This is a genomic window from Stenotrophomonas sp. CC22-02, from assembly GCF_004365115.1.
Lineage (GTDB): Bacteria > Pseudomonadota > Gammaproteobacteria > Xanthomonadales > Xanthomonadaceae > Stenotrophomonas > Stenotrophomonas forensis.
On the sequence record NZ_SOCO01000002.1, the window covers coordinates 210,855 to 227,586 of the forward strand.

Annotated in this window: 15 protein-coding genes; 2 read left to right on the top strand and 13 right to left on the bottom strand. The window is 68.0% G+C overall.

Annotated elements, in window-relative coordinates; genetic code table 11:
- Window positions 1-76: 76 nt before the first annotated feature.
- The 4 genes from N440_RS18845 to glnA all read right to left on the bottom strand — a co-directional run bounded on the left by N440_RS18845 (window position 77) and on the right by glnA (window position 5,634).
- Window positions 77-1,801, bottom strand: a complete 1,725-nt coding sequence (locus N440_RS18845; RefSeq protein ID WP_133936204.1) for a ShlB/FhaC/HecB family hemolysin secretion/activation protein — start codon at window positions 1,799-1,801, stop codon at window positions 77-79.
- Between the two features lie 287 nt (window positions 1,802-2,088).
- On the bottom strand, window positions 2,089-3,519 hold the full coding sequence (amt, locus tag N440_RS18850) for an ammonium transporter (protein WP_133936206.1): 1,431 nt from the start codon (window positions 3,517-3,519) through the stop codon (window positions 2,089-2,091).
- Window positions 3,520-3,541: 22 nt separating this feature from the next.
- Window positions 3,542-3,880: a P-II family nitrogen regulator gene (locus tag N440_RS18855; protein ID WP_004134334.1), complete on the bottom strand. Its 339-nt coding sequence runs from the start codon at window positions 3,878-3,880 to the stop codon at window positions 3,542-3,544.
- A 344-nt stretch (window positions 3,881-4,224) separates the two neighbouring features.
- On the bottom strand, window positions 4,225-5,634 hold the full coding sequence (glnA, locus tag N440_RS18860) for a type I glutamate--ammonia ligase (RefSeq protein WP_004153533.1): 1,410 nt from the start codon (window positions 5,632-5,634) through the stop codon (window positions 4,225-4,227).
- Between the two features lie 223 nt (window positions 5,635-5,857).
- Between glnA and N440_RS18865 the strand changes: the two genes are divergently transcribed.
- Entirely contained in the window at window positions 5,858-6,652 is a 795-nt protein-coding gene (locus tag N440_RS18865; protein ID WP_053448447.1) for an undecaprenyl-diphosphate phosphatase, read from the top strand.
- A gap of 73 nt (window positions 6,653-6,725) precedes the next feature.
- Window positions 6,726-7,553: an META and DUF4377 domain-containing protein gene (locus N440_RS18870; protein ID WP_133936208.1), complete on the top strand. Its 828-nt coding sequence runs from the start codon at window positions 6,726-6,728 to the stop codon at window positions 7,551-7,553.
- A gap of 110 nt (window positions 7,554-7,663) precedes the next feature.
- On the opposite strand, the gene N440_RS18875 is transcribed toward N440_RS18870, so the two are convergent.
- The 9 genes from N440_RS18875 to N440_RS18915 all read right to left on the bottom strand — a co-directional run bounded on the left by N440_RS18875 (window position 7,664) and on the right by N440_RS18915 (window position 16,639).
- Window positions 7,664-8,275: a YbhB/YbcL family Raf kinase inhibitor-like protein gene (locus tag N440_RS18875; protein WP_133936210.1), complete on the bottom strand. Its 612-nt coding sequence runs from the start codon at window positions 8,273-8,275 to the stop codon at window positions 7,664-7,666.
- A gap of 10 nt (window positions 8,276-8,285) precedes the next feature.
- Window positions 8,286-10,355, bottom strand: a complete 2,070-nt coding sequence (locus N440_RS18880; RefSeq protein WP_133936212.1) for a tetratricopeptide repeat protein — start codon at window positions 10,353-10,355, stop codon at window positions 8,286-8,288.
- Window positions 10,356-10,411: 56 nt separating this feature from the next.
- A complete protein-coding gene (locus N440_RS18885) occupies window positions 10,412-11,446 on the bottom strand; it encodes an alpha/beta fold hydrolase (RefSeq protein ID WP_133936214.1) in 1,035 nt (344 codons plus the stop codon).
- Window positions 11,447-11,453: 7 nt separating this feature from the next.
- Window positions 11,454-12,245 (bottom strand): lysophospholipid acyltransferase family protein, encoded by a 792-nt coding sequence (locus tag N440_RS18890; protein WP_040006737.1) that lies wholly within the window; start codon window positions 12,243-12,245, stop codon window positions 11,454-11,456.
- A 120-nt stretch (window positions 12,246-12,365) separates the two neighbouring features.
- Window positions 12,366-12,800: a hotdog fold thioesterase gene (locus N440_RS18895; protein WP_133936216.1), complete on the bottom strand. Its 435-nt coding sequence runs from the start codon at window positions 12,798-12,800 to the stop codon at window positions 12,366-12,368.
- 10 nt (window positions 12,801-12,810) lie between these two features.
- Complete coding sequence (locus tag N440_RS18900) at window positions 12,811-14,865, bottom strand: phospholipase D family protein (RefSeq protein WP_133936218.1); 2,055 nt, start codon at window positions 14,863-14,865, stop codon at window positions 12,811-12,813.
- The gene (locus tag N440_RS18905) at window positions 14,862-15,479 is read right to left on the bottom strand and encodes a YceI family protein (RefSeq protein ID WP_133936220.1); all 618 of its coding nucleotides are present in this window, start codon (window positions 15,477-15,479) and stop codon (window positions 14,862-14,864) included. The genes N440_RS18900 and N440_RS18905 overlap by 4 nt, the downstream gene beginning before the upstream one ends.
- A gap of 4 nt (window positions 15,480-15,483) precedes the next feature.
- Window positions 15,484-15,960 carry a histidine phosphatase family protein gene (locus N440_RS18910; protein ID WP_133936222.1) on the bottom strand — a complete coding sequence of 159 codons (477 nt, stop codon included), beginning with the start codon at window positions 15,958-15,960 and terminating at the stop codon, window positions 15,484-15,486.
- A gap of 49 nt (window positions 15,961-16,009) precedes the next feature.
- Window positions 16,010-16,639, bottom strand: coding sequence for a ParA family protein (locus N440_RS18915; RefSeq protein ID WP_008265138.1), 630 nt, complete (start codon window positions 16,637-16,639; stop codon window positions 16,010-16,012).
- Between the last annotated feature and the right edge of the window lie 93 nt (window positions 16,640-16,732).

Sequence of the window (16,732 nt, forward strand, 5' to 3'; positions counted from 1 at the left end):
GTGCGCGCAGCAGGCTGCGCGGTGCTGCATCGTGCCGGTCGCGCTGGATGCAGCGCGTACCGGAGATGCGCAGGCGTCAGAACGAGACGCCCAGGTTCATTCCGAACGTGGTGTAGGCGGTCTGGAAACCGCGCGGCTTGGACAACGGGCTGCCGACAAAGGCATCCCAGTTGATGTGGCGGGTACCGCCGCGAAGGCCGAGTGCGGTGCCGGTCAGCCGGTCACCCAGCAGGCGCGCGGTGGACGGACCGGCAACACGACCGTGATCGATGGCAACGTAGGCCTCAACGCCACCGCCCAGGGCGGCGCCCAGTTCATTGCGCAGCAACCAGCCACGCTCGCCGGTGAGCGACATTTCGCCGTCGAAGCCACGCACGGTGTAGCGGCCACCGATGGAGAAGCGGTCCTGCGGCACCAGCGGCGAGCGATTCCACTGCGCGCGCCAGCTGCCGGTGTAGCGCAGGCTCTGGCGGCCCCACTGCATCGGCACCACCAGCTGCGCATCGGCGGTGTAGATGCGGCCATGCGCCGTACCTTCGCCGAAGGCCTCTTCCGGCGCACGCAAAGCGTTGAAAGCGCCGGTACCCTTGCGGTACGCCAGGTTCACATCCAGTGTGGCCTTGCCGATGAAGTGGCGGTGGCCCAGGCCCAGCTCCCAGCCCGCCATACGGCGGCGCTGAACTTCGATCTCGGTATCGTTGATGAAGTTATCCGATTCGCGGTACCAGCCGCGCGCGTACATGCTGGTCTTGGCATGCGCGTTGCGGAACAGCATGCGGGCCAGGCGAAGCTCGGCGTTGCGGCTGGAGCCGCTGTAGACATAATTCTCGAACGCACCGGCAACGGTCTGCTCATAGTCGTAGCTGCTGGCGTTGGCACCCAGCAGCCACGCGCCCAGCGGCACGCTGTAGTGCGCCGACCAGCTGTCGGTGCTGCGCTCGCTGCCATTGAATGCCGACCGGCCCACGTTGACGTAGAACAGATCGCTCAGGCCGGCAGGGTTGTCCACCGATACGGTGGCGCCTGCCTGCATCTTGCCGGTGGACTGGCTGCCCGCGTCATCCAGGGTGAGGTTCACCCGCACCGGACGGACCTGCTTCCAGCTGATCAGCAGGTCGCTCTCGCCCGGTTTGGCGGCGGCGCCATCGGCCGGTGGTGCGATCTGTATGTCCACCGACGCGGTCGGCACCCGCTGCAGGTTTTCCAGCGCCTGCTCGATGTCACGCAGGTTCAGCACATCGCCGCGCGCCACCGGCATCGTGTTCCAGAGGGCGGGGGGGCGGCCTTCGCCAGCAGCGAAGCGGATGGCATTGACCCGCCCAGGCACGACGGTCAGCGTCAGGACGCCTGTCTTCAGGTCCTGCGGTGCGGCAAGAATGCGGGTGGTGACGTAGCCGCGCTCGATGATTGCGTTCTGCACGCGCTTCATCACCATGTCCACGCCGGCGGTGCCCAGGCAGCGCCCCGTGGCGGGGTCGCTGCGCGGATCGGCGGCCGCCAGCGCCCAGCGGAAGCGGTCGGCAAGATCGCCCTGCAACGCGATGGTGTGGATGGTGAAGCACGGTGACTCATCAGCCGGCAGACGGCCAAGGTCTTCGGTGGAGGGCTGCAGCCGGACATCCGGCGTGGACTCCTGCTGCTCGCGCAACGCGCGTTCGCGCTCCTGCTGTCGGAGCAACTCCTGCTCCGGCGATACCGCCTGTGCCCAGGCCGGTGCCTGCACGCCGGCGATGGCCAGTACCACGCCCACCGACAACCGCCACCGCAACGTGCTGCTGCGTACATAACGTCCCTGTTCCACGATGCTCTTTTCCCTGCAGATGGCTGCCAGACCGGCGAAGAACCGGTCGGAAGAGGCAGCACTTTAAGGGAATCGCGTTACAGGAAACAGAGCCGCCGGGCGGCGACCGCGAGGCGTTCAACGCAAAAGTGTGAAGCCCGACGAGGGGCATTCTGTTGCCGGCCCGCGCGTGCGGCTCTGCCCCGAGTGGGCCGCTGCGTCAGCAGGTGTCCGCGATGCAAGGTGATGCCGACCATCCCCCCACTGCCACGGGCAGTGGGAGGACGCCGTTGAAACCGTGAAGCCGGTCAGGCCTCGTAGGCCGATTCACCATGCGATGTGACATCCAGGCCGGTGCGCTCCGCTTCCTCGGTCACGCGCAGGCCGACCACGCTGCGCACCACCAGCAGGATCAGCGTGGTCACCACCGCCGACCACAGCACGGTGAGGCCGACGCTGACCACCTGCACCCACACCTGATGGGCAATATCCAGATCGGCCTTGGTGCCGCCCAGCGACTGCGCGCTGAACACACCGGTGAGGATGGCGCCGACGATGCCGCCGACACCGTGCACACCGAACACGTCGGCGGTGTCATCCACCTTCAGCAGGCGCTTGAGTCCGGTCACGCCCCACACGCAGACCACGCCGGCGACGAAGCCGATCACGATCGCGCCAAGCGGGCCGACCGTACCGCAGGCCGGGGTGATGCCAACCAGGCCGGCCACCGCACCCGAGGCGGCGCCCAGTGCCGACGGCTTGCCCTTGCCGATGGCTTCCACCAGCGTCCAGCCCAGCACGGCAGCGGCGGTGGCCAGCACGGTGTTGAGGAAGGCCAGCGAGGCCACGGTATCGGCCGCAGCAGCGGAGCCGGCATTGAAACCGAACCAGCCCACCCACAGCAGCATTGCGCCGATATAGGTGAACGGCACGTTGTGCGGCTTCAATGCGGTCTGGCCATAGCCCAGCCGCTTGCCGACGAACCACGCGGCCACCAGCCCGGCCACACCGGCATTGATATGGACCACGGTGCCGCCGGCGAAATCGATCGCACCCAGTTCACCGAGGTAACCGCCGCCCCAGACGATGTGCGCCATCGGGATGTAGCTGAGGGTGAACCACAGCGCCGAGAACAGCAGCACCGCGCGGAACTTGATGCGCTCGGCGAAGGCACCGACGATCAGCGCGGTGGTGATGCCGGCGAACGTCGACTGGAAGGCCACGAACAGATAGTCCGGCAGGCCCTTGATCGGCGTGTTGCCGACCGAGTCGGGGGTGAAGCCCTTGAGGAAGGCGAATTCGGTGAACGAGCCGAAGAACGGATTGCCGGCACTGAACACCGCGCTGTAGCCATACGCCACCCACAGCAGCAGCACCAGCGAGAACACCACCAGGATCTGGCTGAGCACCGACAGCACGTTCTTCGAACGCACCAGGCCGCCATAGAACAGGGCCAGGCCCGGTACCACCATCAGCAGCACCAGCAGGGTGGAAGTGAGCATCCACGCGACGTCGCCGCGGTCATAGGCGGCAGCCACTTCGGCCACCGCAGGCGCGGCGGCCGCCGCAGCCGGGTCCTGCAACGCTTCGACCGCCACGCTTTCGCTCGGCAGCGGCGAGACCTGGGCCTGGGCATGGGCACTGCCCGGCCACGCGCCGGCGGCCAACGCGCTGAGCAGCATCAACAGGCACACGATATGGAACCGGGCTTGCCACCCGGTGAGAAGGCGCATCTTCATGGGGGAATCTCCGGAAGGGGGATTACAGCGCGTCGGCACCGATCTCGCCGGTGCGGATGCGGATGACCTGTTCGACGGCGGTGACGAAGATCTTGCCGTCACCGATCTTGCCGGTACCTGCCGACGACTGGATCGCCTCGATCACCGCATCGGCACGCTCGTCGGTGACTACGGTTTCGATCTTGATCTTGGGCAGGAAGTCGACGACGTACTCGGCGCCGCGATACAGCTCGGTGTGGCCCTTCTGGCGGCCGAAGCCTTTCACTTCGGTCACGGTGATGCCCGACACGCCTGCGTCGGAGAGGGCCTCGCGGACCTCGTCGAGCTTGAACGGCCGGATGATGGCGGAGATCAGTTTCATGCGCATGTCCCGAGGGTGGATGGGGCCAGCGCGCCAGCGCGCGTTGGCATCAGGCAACCACGTGCCATCAGGATGATGGCCGTGGCTGTTGCACCGGACACGTACAGGGCCGGGACGGCCGTGCCTCTCTCCTTGCACGACCGACGCGGGAGGGAGGGCGGCCCTGGTCGCGTATCCGGTCTCTCTCTTGCCCCTGTTTCAGCGGACTGACAGTCCGCTCTACCGCAGCGGGCCAGCGGCCCGCTCTACCACGGCGGGCCGGGCCCGCCGCGCGGCTCCCCAGCCGCGAAGTCGGAAGCGATGGCGGCGGGTGGGAGGGGGAAGCCCACCGCCATCGCCACCGGTCAGCTGGCGTAGTACAGCTGGTATTCCAGCGGGTGGGTGGCCGCGCGGAACTTGGTCACTTCCTGCATCTTCAGCGCGATGTAGCCGTCGATGAAGTCATCGCTCATCACGCCGCCGGCCTTCAGGAACTCGCGGTCCTTGTCCAGCGCTTCCAGCGCCTGGTCCAGCGAGGAGCAGACCTGCGGGATCAGCTTCTCTTCTTCCGGCGGCAGGTCGTACAGGTCCTTGTCGCTCGGTGCGCCCGGGTCGATCTGGTTCTTGATGCCGTCCAGGCCGGCCATCATCAGCGCGGTGAAGGTGAGGTAGCCGGACTGGATCGGATCCGGGAAGCGCATTTCGATGCGGCGCGCCTTCGGGTTGGACACCCACGGAATGCGGCACGAGGCCGAACGGTTGCGCGCCGAGTAGGCCAGCATCACCGGCGCTTCGTAGCCCGGCACCAGGCGCTTGTAGCTGTTGGTGCCCGAGTTGGCGAAGGCATTGATGGCCTTGGCATGCTTGAAGATGCCGCCGATGTACCACAGCGCCAGCTGGCTCAGGCCGCCGTAGCCGTCACCGGAGAACAGGTTGGTGCCGCCCTTGGACAGCGACTGGTGCACGTGCATGCCGCTGCCGTTGTCGCCGACGATCGGCTTGGGCATGAAGGTGACGGTCTTGCCGTTGCGGTGCGCGACGTTCTTGATCACGTACTTCATGCGCAGCAGTTCGTCGGCCTTCTGCACCAGGGTGCTGAACTTGGTGCCGATCTCGCACTGGCCGGCGGTGGCCACTTCGTGGTGCTGCACTTCCACTTCGATGCCGACCTGTTCCAGCGTCTTGCACATTTCGGCGCGCAGGTCGTGCAGGGTGTCGGTCGGCGGAACCGGGAAGTAACCGCCCTTCACGCCGGGACGGTAGCCGCTGTTGGCGCCGTCGTACTTGGCGCCGCTGTTCCACGCCGCTTCTTCCGAGTCGACCTGGAAGAAGGTGTGGCCCATTTCATTGGCGAAGCGGACCGAGTCGAAGATGAAGAATTCCGGTTCCGGGCCGAAGAACGCGGTTTCGGCGATGCCGGAGGACTTCAGGTAGGCCTCGGCGCGCTTGGCGATGCCGCGCGGGCAGCGGCCGTACGGCTGCATGGTGGCCGGGTCGAGGATGTCGCAGCTGATCACGATGGTCGGATCGGCGTAGAACGGGTCGACGTAGGCGCTGGCGGTGTCCGGCAGCAGCACCATGTCCGACTCGGCGATGCCCTTCCAGCCGGCAATCGAGCTGCCATCGAACATCTTGCCTTCTTCGAACAGCGACGGCTCGACGATGCTGACCGGGAAGGTCACGTGCTGCTCGACACCACGCATGTCGACAAAGCGCAGGTCGACGAACTCGATCTGGTTGTCCTTGATCAGCTTCTCAACGTTTTCCACGGACATCGGTACGACCTCGGATGGGGATGAATGCCTGCTGAGGTACAGCAATGACCGTGCCAACTTTTCAACGACTGCAAGTCGTTGATTTCAAACAGGGCGCCCCGTCGCGGTGCAGAACCGTGCGCACCAAATGGGTGCGCACGCCACCAGACGCACCCGTTTGGTGCAGCGGGGATCGTCTATCCTCTCGACCTTCTTCCTTCCGCCGCGCGTGCACGCACCGTCCATGTCCGACCTGCTCTCCGCCCTGCTGCTGGGCATCCTCGAAGGCCTCACCGAATTCCTGCCGATCTCCAGCACCGGCCATCTGCTCATCGCCCAGCACTGGCTGGGGGCCCGCTCGGACTTCTTCAACATCGTCATCCAGGCCGGCGCGATCGTGGCCGTGGTCCTGGTGTTCCGCCAGCGCCTGCTGCAGCTGGCCACCGGCTTCAACCAGCGCGAGAACCGCGACTATGTGTTCAAGCTGGGCGCCGCCTTCCTGGTCACCGCCGTGGTCGGCCTGGTGGTGCGCAAGGCCGGCTGGTCACTGCCGGAGACGGTCAGCCCGGTGGCCTGGGCCCTGATCATCGGTGGCGTCTGGATGCTGCTGGTGGAGGCCTACACCGCGCGCCTGCCCGACCGCGACCAGGTGACCTGGACGGTAGCGATCGGCGTGGGCCTGGCGCAGGTGGTGGCCGGCGTGTTCCCGGGCACTTCGCGCTCGGCCTCGGCGATCTTCCTGGCCATGCTGCTGGGCCTGAGCCGCCGTGCGGCCGCCGCCGAATTCGTGTTCCTGGTCGGCATTCCCACCATGTTCGCTGCCAGCGCCTACACCTTCCTGGAAATGGCCAAGGACGGAAAGCTGGGCAGCGAGAACTGGACCGACGTGGGCGTGGCGTTCCTTGCCGCAGCCGTCACCGGCTTCGTCGTAGTGAAGTGGCTGATGGGCTACATCAAGTCGCACAGGTTCACCGCCTTCGCCATTTACCGCATCGCGCTGGGCGCGGCGCTGCTGCTGTGGTTGCCCTCCGGCAGCTGAACAGCGCCGGGGCACGCTGACCCCGTTGCCGGCCCCACCCCGTTTCCCCCACGGTTCCCCAAGGAGAATCACCATGAACCGCAAGCTCACCCTGCTCCTCCCGCTGGCCCTGATGGCCGCCTGCAGCCAGACCCCGGCCCCGGCCGGTACCGGCGGCGACGACGTGGCCCCGGCCGCGGCCAAGGCAGCGGACCAGCAGACGCTGGCGCACCTGGATGCGCAGCGCCTGCAGAGCCAGCACTGGCTGCTGCAGCAGGCCACCGCCGCCGACGGCAAGCGCATCGATGCGCTGTTCGCCCGCGAAGACAAGCCGGTCACCCTGGACTTCGCTGATGGCCGCCTGTCGGTCAGCAACGCCTGCAACCACATGGGCGGCAGCTACAGCCTGGCCGACGGCAAGCTGACCGTGGGCGCGATGGCGTCGACGATGATGGCCTGCACCGACAAGGCGCTGATGGCGCTGGACGAGGCCGTGTCGAGCCGCCTGCAGGGCGAGCTGAAGGCCGAGCAGGATGCCAATGGCGCGCTGACCCTGACCACCGCCAAGGGCGACGTGCTGGTGTTCAACCCGGAACCGACCGCTGAAACCCGCTACGGCGGCGCCGGCGAGACGGTGTTCCTGGAAGTGGCCGCCAGGACCGAGAAGTGCTCGCACCCGCTGATCCCGGACTACCAGTGCCTGCAGGTGCGCGAGGTGAAGTTCGACGACAAGGGCCTGAAGCAGGGCGAGCCGGGCAAGTTCGAGAACTTCTACGGCAACATCGAGGGCTACACCCACGAAGACGGCGTGCGCAACGTGGTGCGCGTGAAGCGCTACGAAGTGAAGAACCCGCCGGCCGATGCGCCGTCGCAGGCGTACGTGCTGGACATGGTGGTCGAGTCGGCCGTCGAGAAGAAGTAAAACCTCAGAAGGGCGGCCGAGAGGCCGCCCTTCTTCGTTCTGTAGAGTCGAGCCATGCTCGACTGCCTGTACGGTGAGTCGAGCATGGCTCGACTCTACAGACAACAGTCTCAGCCCAGTGCGGCGTTCAGCGTGTAGGTTCCGTGCAGTGCCGCTTCGGCCAGTACGTGGCCGTGCATGGCCCGATACGCGTCGGCGGCGGTGAAGCGTGCCGGCAGATCCAGCGAGGCCACGTCCAGCGCGAACACGCGGAAGAAGTAGCGGTGCACGCGCTCGTCGTTGAAGGGCGGATAGGGACCGTCGTAGCCCAGGTAATCACCGGCCATGTCCGGATTGCCGGCAAACCAGCCGGTGAAGTCATTCAGGCCCTGGCGGCTGCCGTCCGGGCCGGCCGGCGCGGGCTTGCCCTTCACCACGAAGCCGTCGCTGCAGCTGCCGGCAGCAATCTCCTGCACCGTGGCCGGGATATCGGCCATCACCCAGTGCACGAAATCGCAGCGCGGCTGGTCACGCGGCACGCTCATGTCGCTGCGGCCGACCGTCTCCGGCACGGTCGGCACGTCCGGGTCCACGCACACCAGCAGGAACGAACGGGTGCCGGCCGGCGCCCCGCTCCAGGCCAGGTGCGGGTTGCGGTCCGGGGCGAAGCCGTTGGCGTCGCCGGCGGCGAACGCGCGGTCGATCGGCGCGCCGTGGGTCAGGCTGTTGCTGCTCAGCTGCATGGGACTCTCCTCACTCTTCCGGGTAACCCAGGCGCACCGCAACCGGGGTGAGCTGGGCGAAGGCGGCGCTCATCACGTCGCGGTAGTTGCGCCAGTGGCCGGGCGCCAGGCGCGGAGCGCCCAGCTGCGCAGCCGGCGGCATCGGCCGCTCGAACAGGCGGCCCAGCAGTTCGGCCATCGCATGCGGATCATTGCCGATCTGGTCGATGCGCAGCAGCACGTGCGGATACAGGTCTTCCTCGTGCAGCGTGGCGACCTGGGTCAGCGCGCGCGTCAGCCACTCGCTGGCTTCGGCCAGCGAGGTCATCGCCAGCGGTGCAGCGGCACCGTAGGCCACCCAGTCCAGCAGCATGTCGCGCGGATCACGCAGCACCAGCAGCAGGCGCCCCTGCGGCAACTGCGGACGCAGCGCCCACAGCAGGGCGTTGTCCCACCACAGCAGCCAGTCGATCACGGTGTCGCTCTGCAGGCCACGCGCCGGCAGCTGTTCGCGCCAGCGCTGCACCAGCCGCTCCGGCGTCAGCACACCCGACGCCAGGTCCTGCAGCGTGTTGAAGTTCTGGAAGGCGTCATCCGGTGGCGTGTTGGTGTAACGATCGCTGCGCAGCACCGGGCTGGCGGCGGCCAGGCCGGTCGCCACGCGCTCCACACCCGAGCCGGGCGCGCCCCACAGGAAGATCGGTGCGGAACTGGCATCGCCATCGATGCTGCCCTTGTCCGGCCAGCTCGGCGGTGCCTTGGCCTGCGGCGGCAGCGGCAAGCGCTGCGGCGCCTGCTCGGCCTGCAGCGACATCCAGGTACGCAGCGCTTCCTGCGGCTGCCCGGCGCGATCCTGGATCTCGCCCAGCCAGGTTCGCAGGTCGGCGCGGTGGGCCTCCGGTGCCTGCTCGATCAGCGCCTGCACGCGCGCGACCGCGGCGGCCGGGTCGCGCTGCAGCAGCCCTTCGACCAGCCGGGTTTCGCCGCTGACGCGGCCCGGTTCCAGGCTGACGATGCGCTCGGCGATCGCCTCGGCCTGCGCGCGCTCGCCCACCATGTCGTGCAGGCGCAGGCGCGCTTCCAGCGCCGGCAGGTGCGCCGGCATCGCCGCCATCCAGCGCTCGACGGCCGCCACTGCGCCTGCGCTGCCCACCTGCTCGATGGCCAGCCGCGCCAGCCACACGTCGTGCAGCTGGTCATGGGCTTCCAGCACTGCATCCAGGCGTGCGCGCGCTTCATCCTCGCGGCCCAGGCGCTGCCACGACATCAGCAGCAGCTGCAGCACCTGGCGGTCTTCCGGCTGGGTGTCCAGCAACGGCAGCAGATGGTCCAGCGCCTGCAGCGGCTGGCTGTTGCGCAGCGCCAGTTCGCCGGCCAGGCGGCGCATCGCCGGCACGTCCATCTCCGGCTGCTGCAGGGCGACCTGCACGGCTTCGGCCGCAGCCGGCACGTTGCCCTGGCGCAGCGCCAGCTGCACCACCAGGCCGTGCAGCGAGGCCAATGACGGGTTCAGTTCCAGCACGCGCCGGAACGACTGCTCGGCGAATGCCAGCATGTCCTTGCCCAGATAGGCGAAGCCCAGTGCGTACAGCACGCGGGTATCGTCCGGCAGCGCCTTGCTGGCGGCCGACAGCAACGCCAGCGCGCGGTCGGCATCGCCACGGCGCAGCGCGACCATGCCATCGATGGTCAGCAGTTCCGGATGCTCCGGTTCCACGCGCCCGGCCAGGGTCGACAGGCGCTGGGCTTCGTCGAAGTCGTTGCGGCCGATCGCCAGGTGCGCCTGCATCAGGTAGGCGGAGAAGGCATTCGGATCCAGGCCGGTGGTACGCAGCAGCGCCTCGTCGGCGCCTTCGAACTGGCGCAGTGCCAGCAGCAGGCCGGCGTGCTGCAGGTGCAGCTGGGCGTCGTCCGGGGCCAGCCGCAGCGCCTGCTGCAATGCCTCCATCGCGGCTTCGGCATTGCCCTGCTGCTGCAGCGCAAGCGCCAGCCAGCGGTGGGCATCGGCCTGGCCGGGTTCGTCACGGGTCCACGCCTGGGCCAGCTGCACGGCCTGGTCGGCCTGGTTCTGGCGCAACGCTTGGATGATCTGGTCTTGCATGGCAGTCCGCTTCAAGTGCAAACCGGCATTGTAGCGGGCTGCGTGCCGCTGCCGGTTCAGGCCTGCAGGACCCGCTGCAGGCGTTGCGCAACCCAGCGCTCGGAGAAGCCATCGCCCCGCCAGTTCTCGATGAAGCCGCAGTGGCCGCCCCAGCAGGCGGTTTCCAGGTGCGCCTGGCGCGGCAGCTGCCAGTTGTTGAAGGTCGTATACGGAATGACCGGGTCATCCTGCGCCATCAGGATGTCGGCCGGCACCTGCAGCGTGGACAGGCGGTCGCCGGCAATCGAATAGCCGTCGAAGTACGCCTGCAGCGAGCCGAAGCTGGTGTGGCGCTCGACCAGCCAGGCGGTCAGTGCGCGGATGTCCAGCTTCAGCACGCGGTCGTCGCAGTCGCTCAGCTCGGGGAACAGGTCGCGCTTGCGGCGCAGCGAACCGGCCCACTTGCGGCGGAAGTACCAGTCGTACATCACCGGGCCGTTCTCGATGCTTTCCATGGTCAGTGCCGGGTCCAGCACCGGGCAGACCGAGGCCACGCGCTGCAGCGGCACGCCGGCGGCCGGCGCGCGCAGGGCCAGGCGCAGCACGAAGTTGCCACCCAGCGAGTAGCCGGCCGCCACCAGCGGCAGCTGCGGCCAGCGCTGGGCGATATCGCCCGCGGCATGCACCACTTCGTCGATCAGGTTGGAGTGGAAGATGCCGCGGTTGAGATGATGGGTGTTGCCGTGGTCGCGGAAATTCAGCCGCACCACGTCGAAGCCCTGTTCCAGCATGCGCGCGGCGGCCATGCGCATGTAGCTGGATTCGGCACTGCCTTCCCAGCCGTGCAGCAGCAACGCCATGCCTTTGGGTTCGCGGCCTTCGACATGGCTGTGCCAGCCCTGCAGGCGCACGCCATCGCCACCATCGAGGATCAGCTCCTCGCTGACCGCGCCGGTGGCCGCCAGCAGCAGCAGGCCACGCTGCAGGCGCATGCGGCTGGAGCTGAGCATCGACTGCAGGTGCGGATTGCGCAGCCAGCGCGGCGGCTGGTAGTCAGCCGCGTGCAGCGTCGGCGTGCCGGCGTCCAGTACAGGTGGCGGGATCAGGGCCACCGTGCGCTCACCCGGCGCTCATGGCCGCCACGATGCGCGCGCGCGAAGTCTCCGCGATGCGCCGACGGCCTTCCAGGTCCTGCGCACCGATCGGTGCCAGGAAATGCACTTCCGCACGTCGCGCCGGCTCACCGAGCAGGCGCAGGAAATTGGCGAAGAAGCTTTCGCCGGGGCCGAACGCGACGATGGTCTGTGCGTCGCCCTTCACGCCGTACACCAGTGCCACCGGCTGCACCGGTACGCCGGTCTCGACCGCGGCCTGGAAGATGCGGGCATGGAAGGGCCCCACTTCGTGGCCGCCGCGGGTGCGTCCTTCCGGGAACACGCCCACCGCCTTGCCTTCGCGCAGGCGATCGGCCATCACCTGCATCACCCCACCGAGCGATTCGGTGTTGCCGCGCTGGTGGAAGATGGTCTGGCCACGTGCGGCCAGCCAACCGACCAGCGGCCAGCTGGCGATCTCGCGCTTGGCGACGAAGCCCATCATGCGCTGGCTGTGCAGGATGCAGATGTCGACCCAGCTGACGTGGTTGGCGACGAACAGCACCGCGCCCGGCAGCGGCTGGCCGATCTGCGCCAGGCGGAAGCCGAAGATCCACATCAGCCCGCCCTGCCACCAGTTGACCACCTTGGCGCCGAAGGTAGCGTCGCCCATGCGCAGTTCGCCCCACGGCGGCAGCATGCCGATCAGGATGAGCGGCAGGAACACGATGATGTGGACCAACAGCAGCGGTACGCGGTACAGGTAACGGCACACACGCGCCACGCCGCCACGGGGGGCCGGAGTGGGGGAAGTCATCCGCGCACGATACCGGAGGGCCGTCATCGCTGCCAGCCGATTTAGGCCATAACACCGATCGACCGGGGCAATCGGCGGGGAACGCTGGGTTCCGCCACCGTCAACGCGCCTGCCAGGGGCTCAGCCGTGGCCGGCGGCCACCACCGCCAGGGTCAGCCGCGAGATGCATACCAGGCGGCCCTGCTCGTCCTCGATGCGGATCTCCCACAGCTGGGTGCTGCGGCCCACGTGCAGCGCGCGGGCAGTGCCGGTGACCGTGCCCGAGCGCACCGCACGCACGTGGTTGGCGTTGATCTCCAGGCCCACGCAGATCTGCTTGCCGGCCTCCACGCACAGGTTGCCGGCGCTGCTGCCCAGGGTCTCGGCCAGCACCACCGAGGCGCCGCCGTGCAGGATGCCGTAGGGCTGGCGGGTGCGTTCGTCCACCGGCATGGTGGCCTGCAGCCAGTCCTCGCCGGCCGCACTGAAGACGATGCCCAGGGATTCAATCGCCGTGCTGCGGCTGAGCGCGTTGAGCTGCTCGATGGAAACGGCTTCGCGGAATACCTGGGCCATGCGGGTACCTTCAGAGGATGGGAACGAGGCCGGCGCCGAATGCGGTCAGCATGCGCACCAGCAGCCACTTGGGGCCGACGTTGACTTCGGGGAAGTCGCCGACGGCGACGTAGCAGTTGTGGAAGGCGGGGTCCTGCCGTGGCAGCGGCTGCGGGCACTCCGGGCCGGGCTTGAATTCGTAGTCGGTGGCATAGCGCCAGGGCCAGAAATCAAGGATCGGCAGCGCTTCGGACGCCTTGCCGACGCTGTAGTTCAGGCCCGACAGCACCGGCGGCTTGGCCCGTGGCGCCACCGTCCAGGAGTTCTGCGGATGGGTATCGCGCAGGATGCTCTGGGCCAGCTGCTCGGCAAACACCGGGTCATCGATGATCACCGCGCCTTCGGTGTTGTAGTTCTCGCTGCGCGGATCGAAGTTGTGGGTGCCGACTACCCCGATGCGGCGGTCGACCACCAGCGACTTCGCATGCAGGCCCATGCGCGCGCCCTTGCGGGTGACCGGCAGTGGCTTGTTGACCGCCTTGCTGCCGAGGAACGACGGCCGCGTCTCGGTACGCAGCAGGCGCGTTTCCACCTCGCTGCCAGCGGCGCGGCGGCGTTCCCGCGCATTCTGGTAGGCGCTGCCGGTGCGCGGGTGGTTCACCACGGCCTGTTGCTTGCTGGCCGGTAGCGTGCGCCCGGTGCTGCCCCCTCCGGCGTTGCTGCCGGCGGCACTGCCGCCGATCAACGGATTGCGCCCGCCATCGTCCTCGCCGTCGGGTGCGATGATCGGATCAGGCAGCAGATTGCGGTAGTCGACCGGCGCATCCAGCGGGAACGGCTTGTATTCGAAGATGTTGAAGCCCAGTTCGCGCATGTTGCGCCGCTTGTACTTGTACGACAGCGCATACACGATCGGGTTGTCGGTGGCCGCCAGGCTGTTGCTGGACACCACCACGCGCGGGGGTTGCGGGCGCTTGCGCAGCTCGCGGAACAGTTTCTGCGCCGGCTTGGACAGCACCAGGTAGGGCGTCTGCAGGATCACTTCCTTCTGCGCGCTGGCAATCAGTGCATCCAGCTGCGGTTCGGTCACGTGCTGCCCGGCCAGCGGCGCATCGGGCTGCTCGCGGCGGTGCTTGCGCGGCAGGTCGGCCACGTAGCGCACCGAGGCCACCGGCAGCGCGGTATCGACGAAGGAACGGGTGACGAACTCGTTGTCGTTGGCCTCGGCGCTGACCCGCTGCACCCGTTCCGGGCGGCGGAAGGTGGCCGGCGGCAGGGTCGGCACGCCCTCGCGCAGCAGGGTACGGCCGACGTCGTTGAGGCGTTCGGCCGGCACACTGCGGTGGGCGCGCCAGAACGCATCGAAGTTGGCCGCCATCGCACGTGCTTCCGGGCCGGCGATCAGCACGTCGCGGTCGCGGAAGTTGTATTCGCGGTCCCAGTCGTAATAGTCGTCCTGGTAGTTGCGGCCGCCGACCACGCCGATCGCATCGTCGATCACCAGCAGCTTGTTGTGCATGCGCTGGTTGAAACGGCGGAAGCAGCACAGCACGCTGCCGGCGTAGTCGAAGTAGTTCAGCCGGGCCTTGCCGAAGGTCGGGTTGTAGACCCGCAGCTGGAAGTTCTGGTGCGCACCGGACAACGCACCGAGGATCTGCAGGTCGGAGATCGCCGAGAGCTGGTCGATCAGCACCCGCACCTTCACCCCGCGGCGCGATGCGGCCAGCAGCTCGTCGATGACCAGCCGGGCGCTGTCGTCCTTGTCGAAGATGTAGGTCTGCAGGTCGATGCTGCGGGTGGCGCTGCGCAGCAGGTTCAGGCGCGCCACCAGGGCACCTTCGCCTTCATCCAGCAGGGTCGCGTAATGCCGCGGCCGTTCCGGGGTGGATTCGGTGAACGCGCGGCCGGCCAGCGCCCGCAGCGGCGAGTCCTGAGCGCAGCGGTCGGCACGTTGGCAATCGACCACGGCCGAGCGTGCCTGCACGGCGATCGCTTCGGCACGGTCGCGCTCGGCATGCGAGAGCGATGCACAACCGCTGCCCAGCAACACGGTTGCCAGCGCCAGTACACGCAGCAGAAGGTTCACGGTTTCGGCGCCTCGCTCAGGCGCGCACGCAATACGAAGGTCACTCGGTCACTCAAGGCAAGCTGCCAGCTGTCCATGCCATACCGGCCTCGCTGCACGGTACCGCGGCTGACGACGTCGCAATCATAGCCGGGTCGGGCGCACTCCGCCTTCTCGACCTTCAGTTTCTCCGGGTGGCTGATCCCGCGCAGGGTCAGGCGGCCATCAATGTCGCCCCCGTCTTCCACGGTCTCCGGCCAGTACGGCAGCGAGTCGAACTCGACCACCGGATGACGGCCGGCATCGAAGAACTCCTCGCCCCGCATCCAGCCTGTATAGCGCGCCTTGCCCGGAATCTCGACCGAGCGCGTGAACATCTTCAGGTGCACCTGGTGCCGGCCATCGGACAGGATCTCGATGCGGCCCTCGAAGTGCGGGAACACGCCTTCGATGCGTTGCCCGAACCGGGTGCGCACTTCGAACCCGATCTGCGAGCGCACGGTATCCAGGCGCAGCACGCGCGGGGCTTCGGCCACCACCGGAGGCAACGGGGTTGGCGGCGGCACCACGGCCCAGGCCGGGCCCAGTGCCAGCAGCGCGGGCAGCAGCAAGCGGCCGCGCCGCGCCAGGCTCATCGGATCACGGCCACCAGAACGCGTTCAGGCGGGCCACGCCGGGTTCGATCGAGGCCTCGCGCGGGAAGCCAAGCACGGCCACGCCGCCCGGCGGCATGCCGCGATAGTCGCTGCTGCTGCCGTCGGTCATCAGGGCCACCAGCTGCTCCAGGCCCGGGTTGTGGCCAACGATCAACACCCGGTCCAGGTCACGACGCTCGTCCACCAGCGCCGCCAGGGTACCTGGAGTGGCTTCGTAGATACGGTCTTCCAGGCGCTTTTCGACATAGCCGATGGCCGTCATCACCGCTTCCAGGGTCTCGCGGGTACGTCGCGACGGCGAGCACAACACGCAGTCCGGCAGCAGGTTGTTTTCCTTCAGCCACTTGCCGGCGGCTTCGGCTTCGGCCAGCCCCACCGGCGACAGCGGCCGGTCGAGGTCGGCCTGGCCGGGGGTGGCCGGTTCGGCATGGGCATGGCGCAGCAGGATCAGTTCACGCATCGCGGGTTTCCATGAAGAAGAGGATGCAGCAGGAAAAGTGACGCCGATATCAAAGTTTCAGCCAGGACAGCAGGGGCTCCCAATCGGCCTGGTGTTCACGCACCTGGGCCGAGCGGTAGTCGAACAGGCTGCGGCCGAGGCCGGTCATGACCACATAGCTCTGGCTGTCACGCAGCTGCGCGACCACCGGGTAGGGCCATTCGGCCAGCATCTGCAGGGCCTGCTGCGAAGTCTGGGTCCAGGGCTTGGTACGGTTCAGGACCAGCCCGACCGGCAGCTTGCGGCTGTGCACCCGCGGGTTCTGGGCCAGGCTGTTGAGGAAACCGACGATGGCTTCGATGTCCAGCGCCGAAGGCAGCACCGGCACCACCACCGCGTCGGCAGCGTCAAGGAAATGGGGGATATCGTCGGCCAATGCACCCGCCGGCGCATCGATGATGACGGTTTCGGTGCCGTCGGGCAGCTTCTGCGCCCACTGCTTCTTCCGATGCACGTCGATGGGGAGCACCGCGCTTTCCAGCCCGGCACGCCGTTGTGCCCAGCGGGTGCTGGAGCCCTGCGGGTCGGCATCGGCGATCACCGTGGCCTTGCCCTGCAATGCCGCGTACGCGGCCAGGTGGGTGGCGACGGTGGTCTTGCCCACCCCGCCCTTGGAACCGGCCACCAGGATCGTCTTCATGCCAGCCTCGCTTCCGGGTACGTGCCCCGAGCGTACACCGGCGGTGGTGACGGGAGGTAGCGCCGCGCTGAACCTGTGCCGCTTGGCTTTGCT

Coding starts and splice junctions, on each gene's coding strand:
- amt (WP_133936206.1), bottom strand. CDS start 3,519: ATGAAGATGCGCCTTCTCACCGGGTGGCAAGCCCGGTTCCATATCGTG.
- N440_RS18855 (WP_004134334.1), bottom strand. CDS start 3,880: ATGAAACTGATCTCCGCCATCATCCGGCCGTTCAAGCTCGACGAGGTC.
- glnA (WP_004153533.1), bottom strand. CDS start 5,634: ATGTCCGTGGAAAACGTTGAGAAGCTGATCAAGGACAACCAGATCGAG.
- N440_RS18865 (WP_053448447.1), top strand. CDS start 5,858: ATGTCCGACCTGCTCTCCGCCCTGCTGCTGGGCATCCTCGAAGGCCTC.
- N440_RS18870 (WP_133936208.1), top strand. CDS start 6,726: ATGAACCGCAAGCTCACCCTGCTCCTCCCGCTGGCCCTGATGGCCGCC.
- N440_RS18875 (WP_133936210.1), bottom strand. CDS start 8,275: ATGCAGCTGAGCAGCAACAGCCTGACCCACGGCGCGCCGATCGACCGC.
- N440_RS18880 (WP_133936212.1), bottom strand. CDS start 10,355: ATGCAAGACCAGATCATCCAAGCGTTGCGCCAGAACCAGGCCGACCAG.
- N440_RS18890 (WP_040006737.1), bottom strand. CDS start 12,245: ATGACTTCCCCCACTCCGGCCCCCCGTGGCGGCGTGGCGCGTGTGTGC.
- N440_RS18895 (WP_133936216.1), bottom strand. CDS start 12,800: ATGGCCCAGGTATTCCGCGAAGCCGTTTCCATCGAGCAGCTCAACGCG.
- N440_RS18905 (WP_133936220.1), bottom strand. CDS start 15,479: ATGAGCCTGGCGCGGCGCGGCCGCTTGCTGCTGCCCGCGCTGCTGGCA.
- N440_RS18910 (WP_133936222.1), bottom strand. CDS start 15,960: ATGCGTGAACTGATCCTGCTGCGCCATGCCCATGCCGAACCGGCCACC.
- N440_RS18915 (WP_008265138.1), bottom strand. CDS start 16,639: ATGAAGACGATCCTGGTGGCCGGTTCCAAGGGCGGGGTGGGCAAGACC.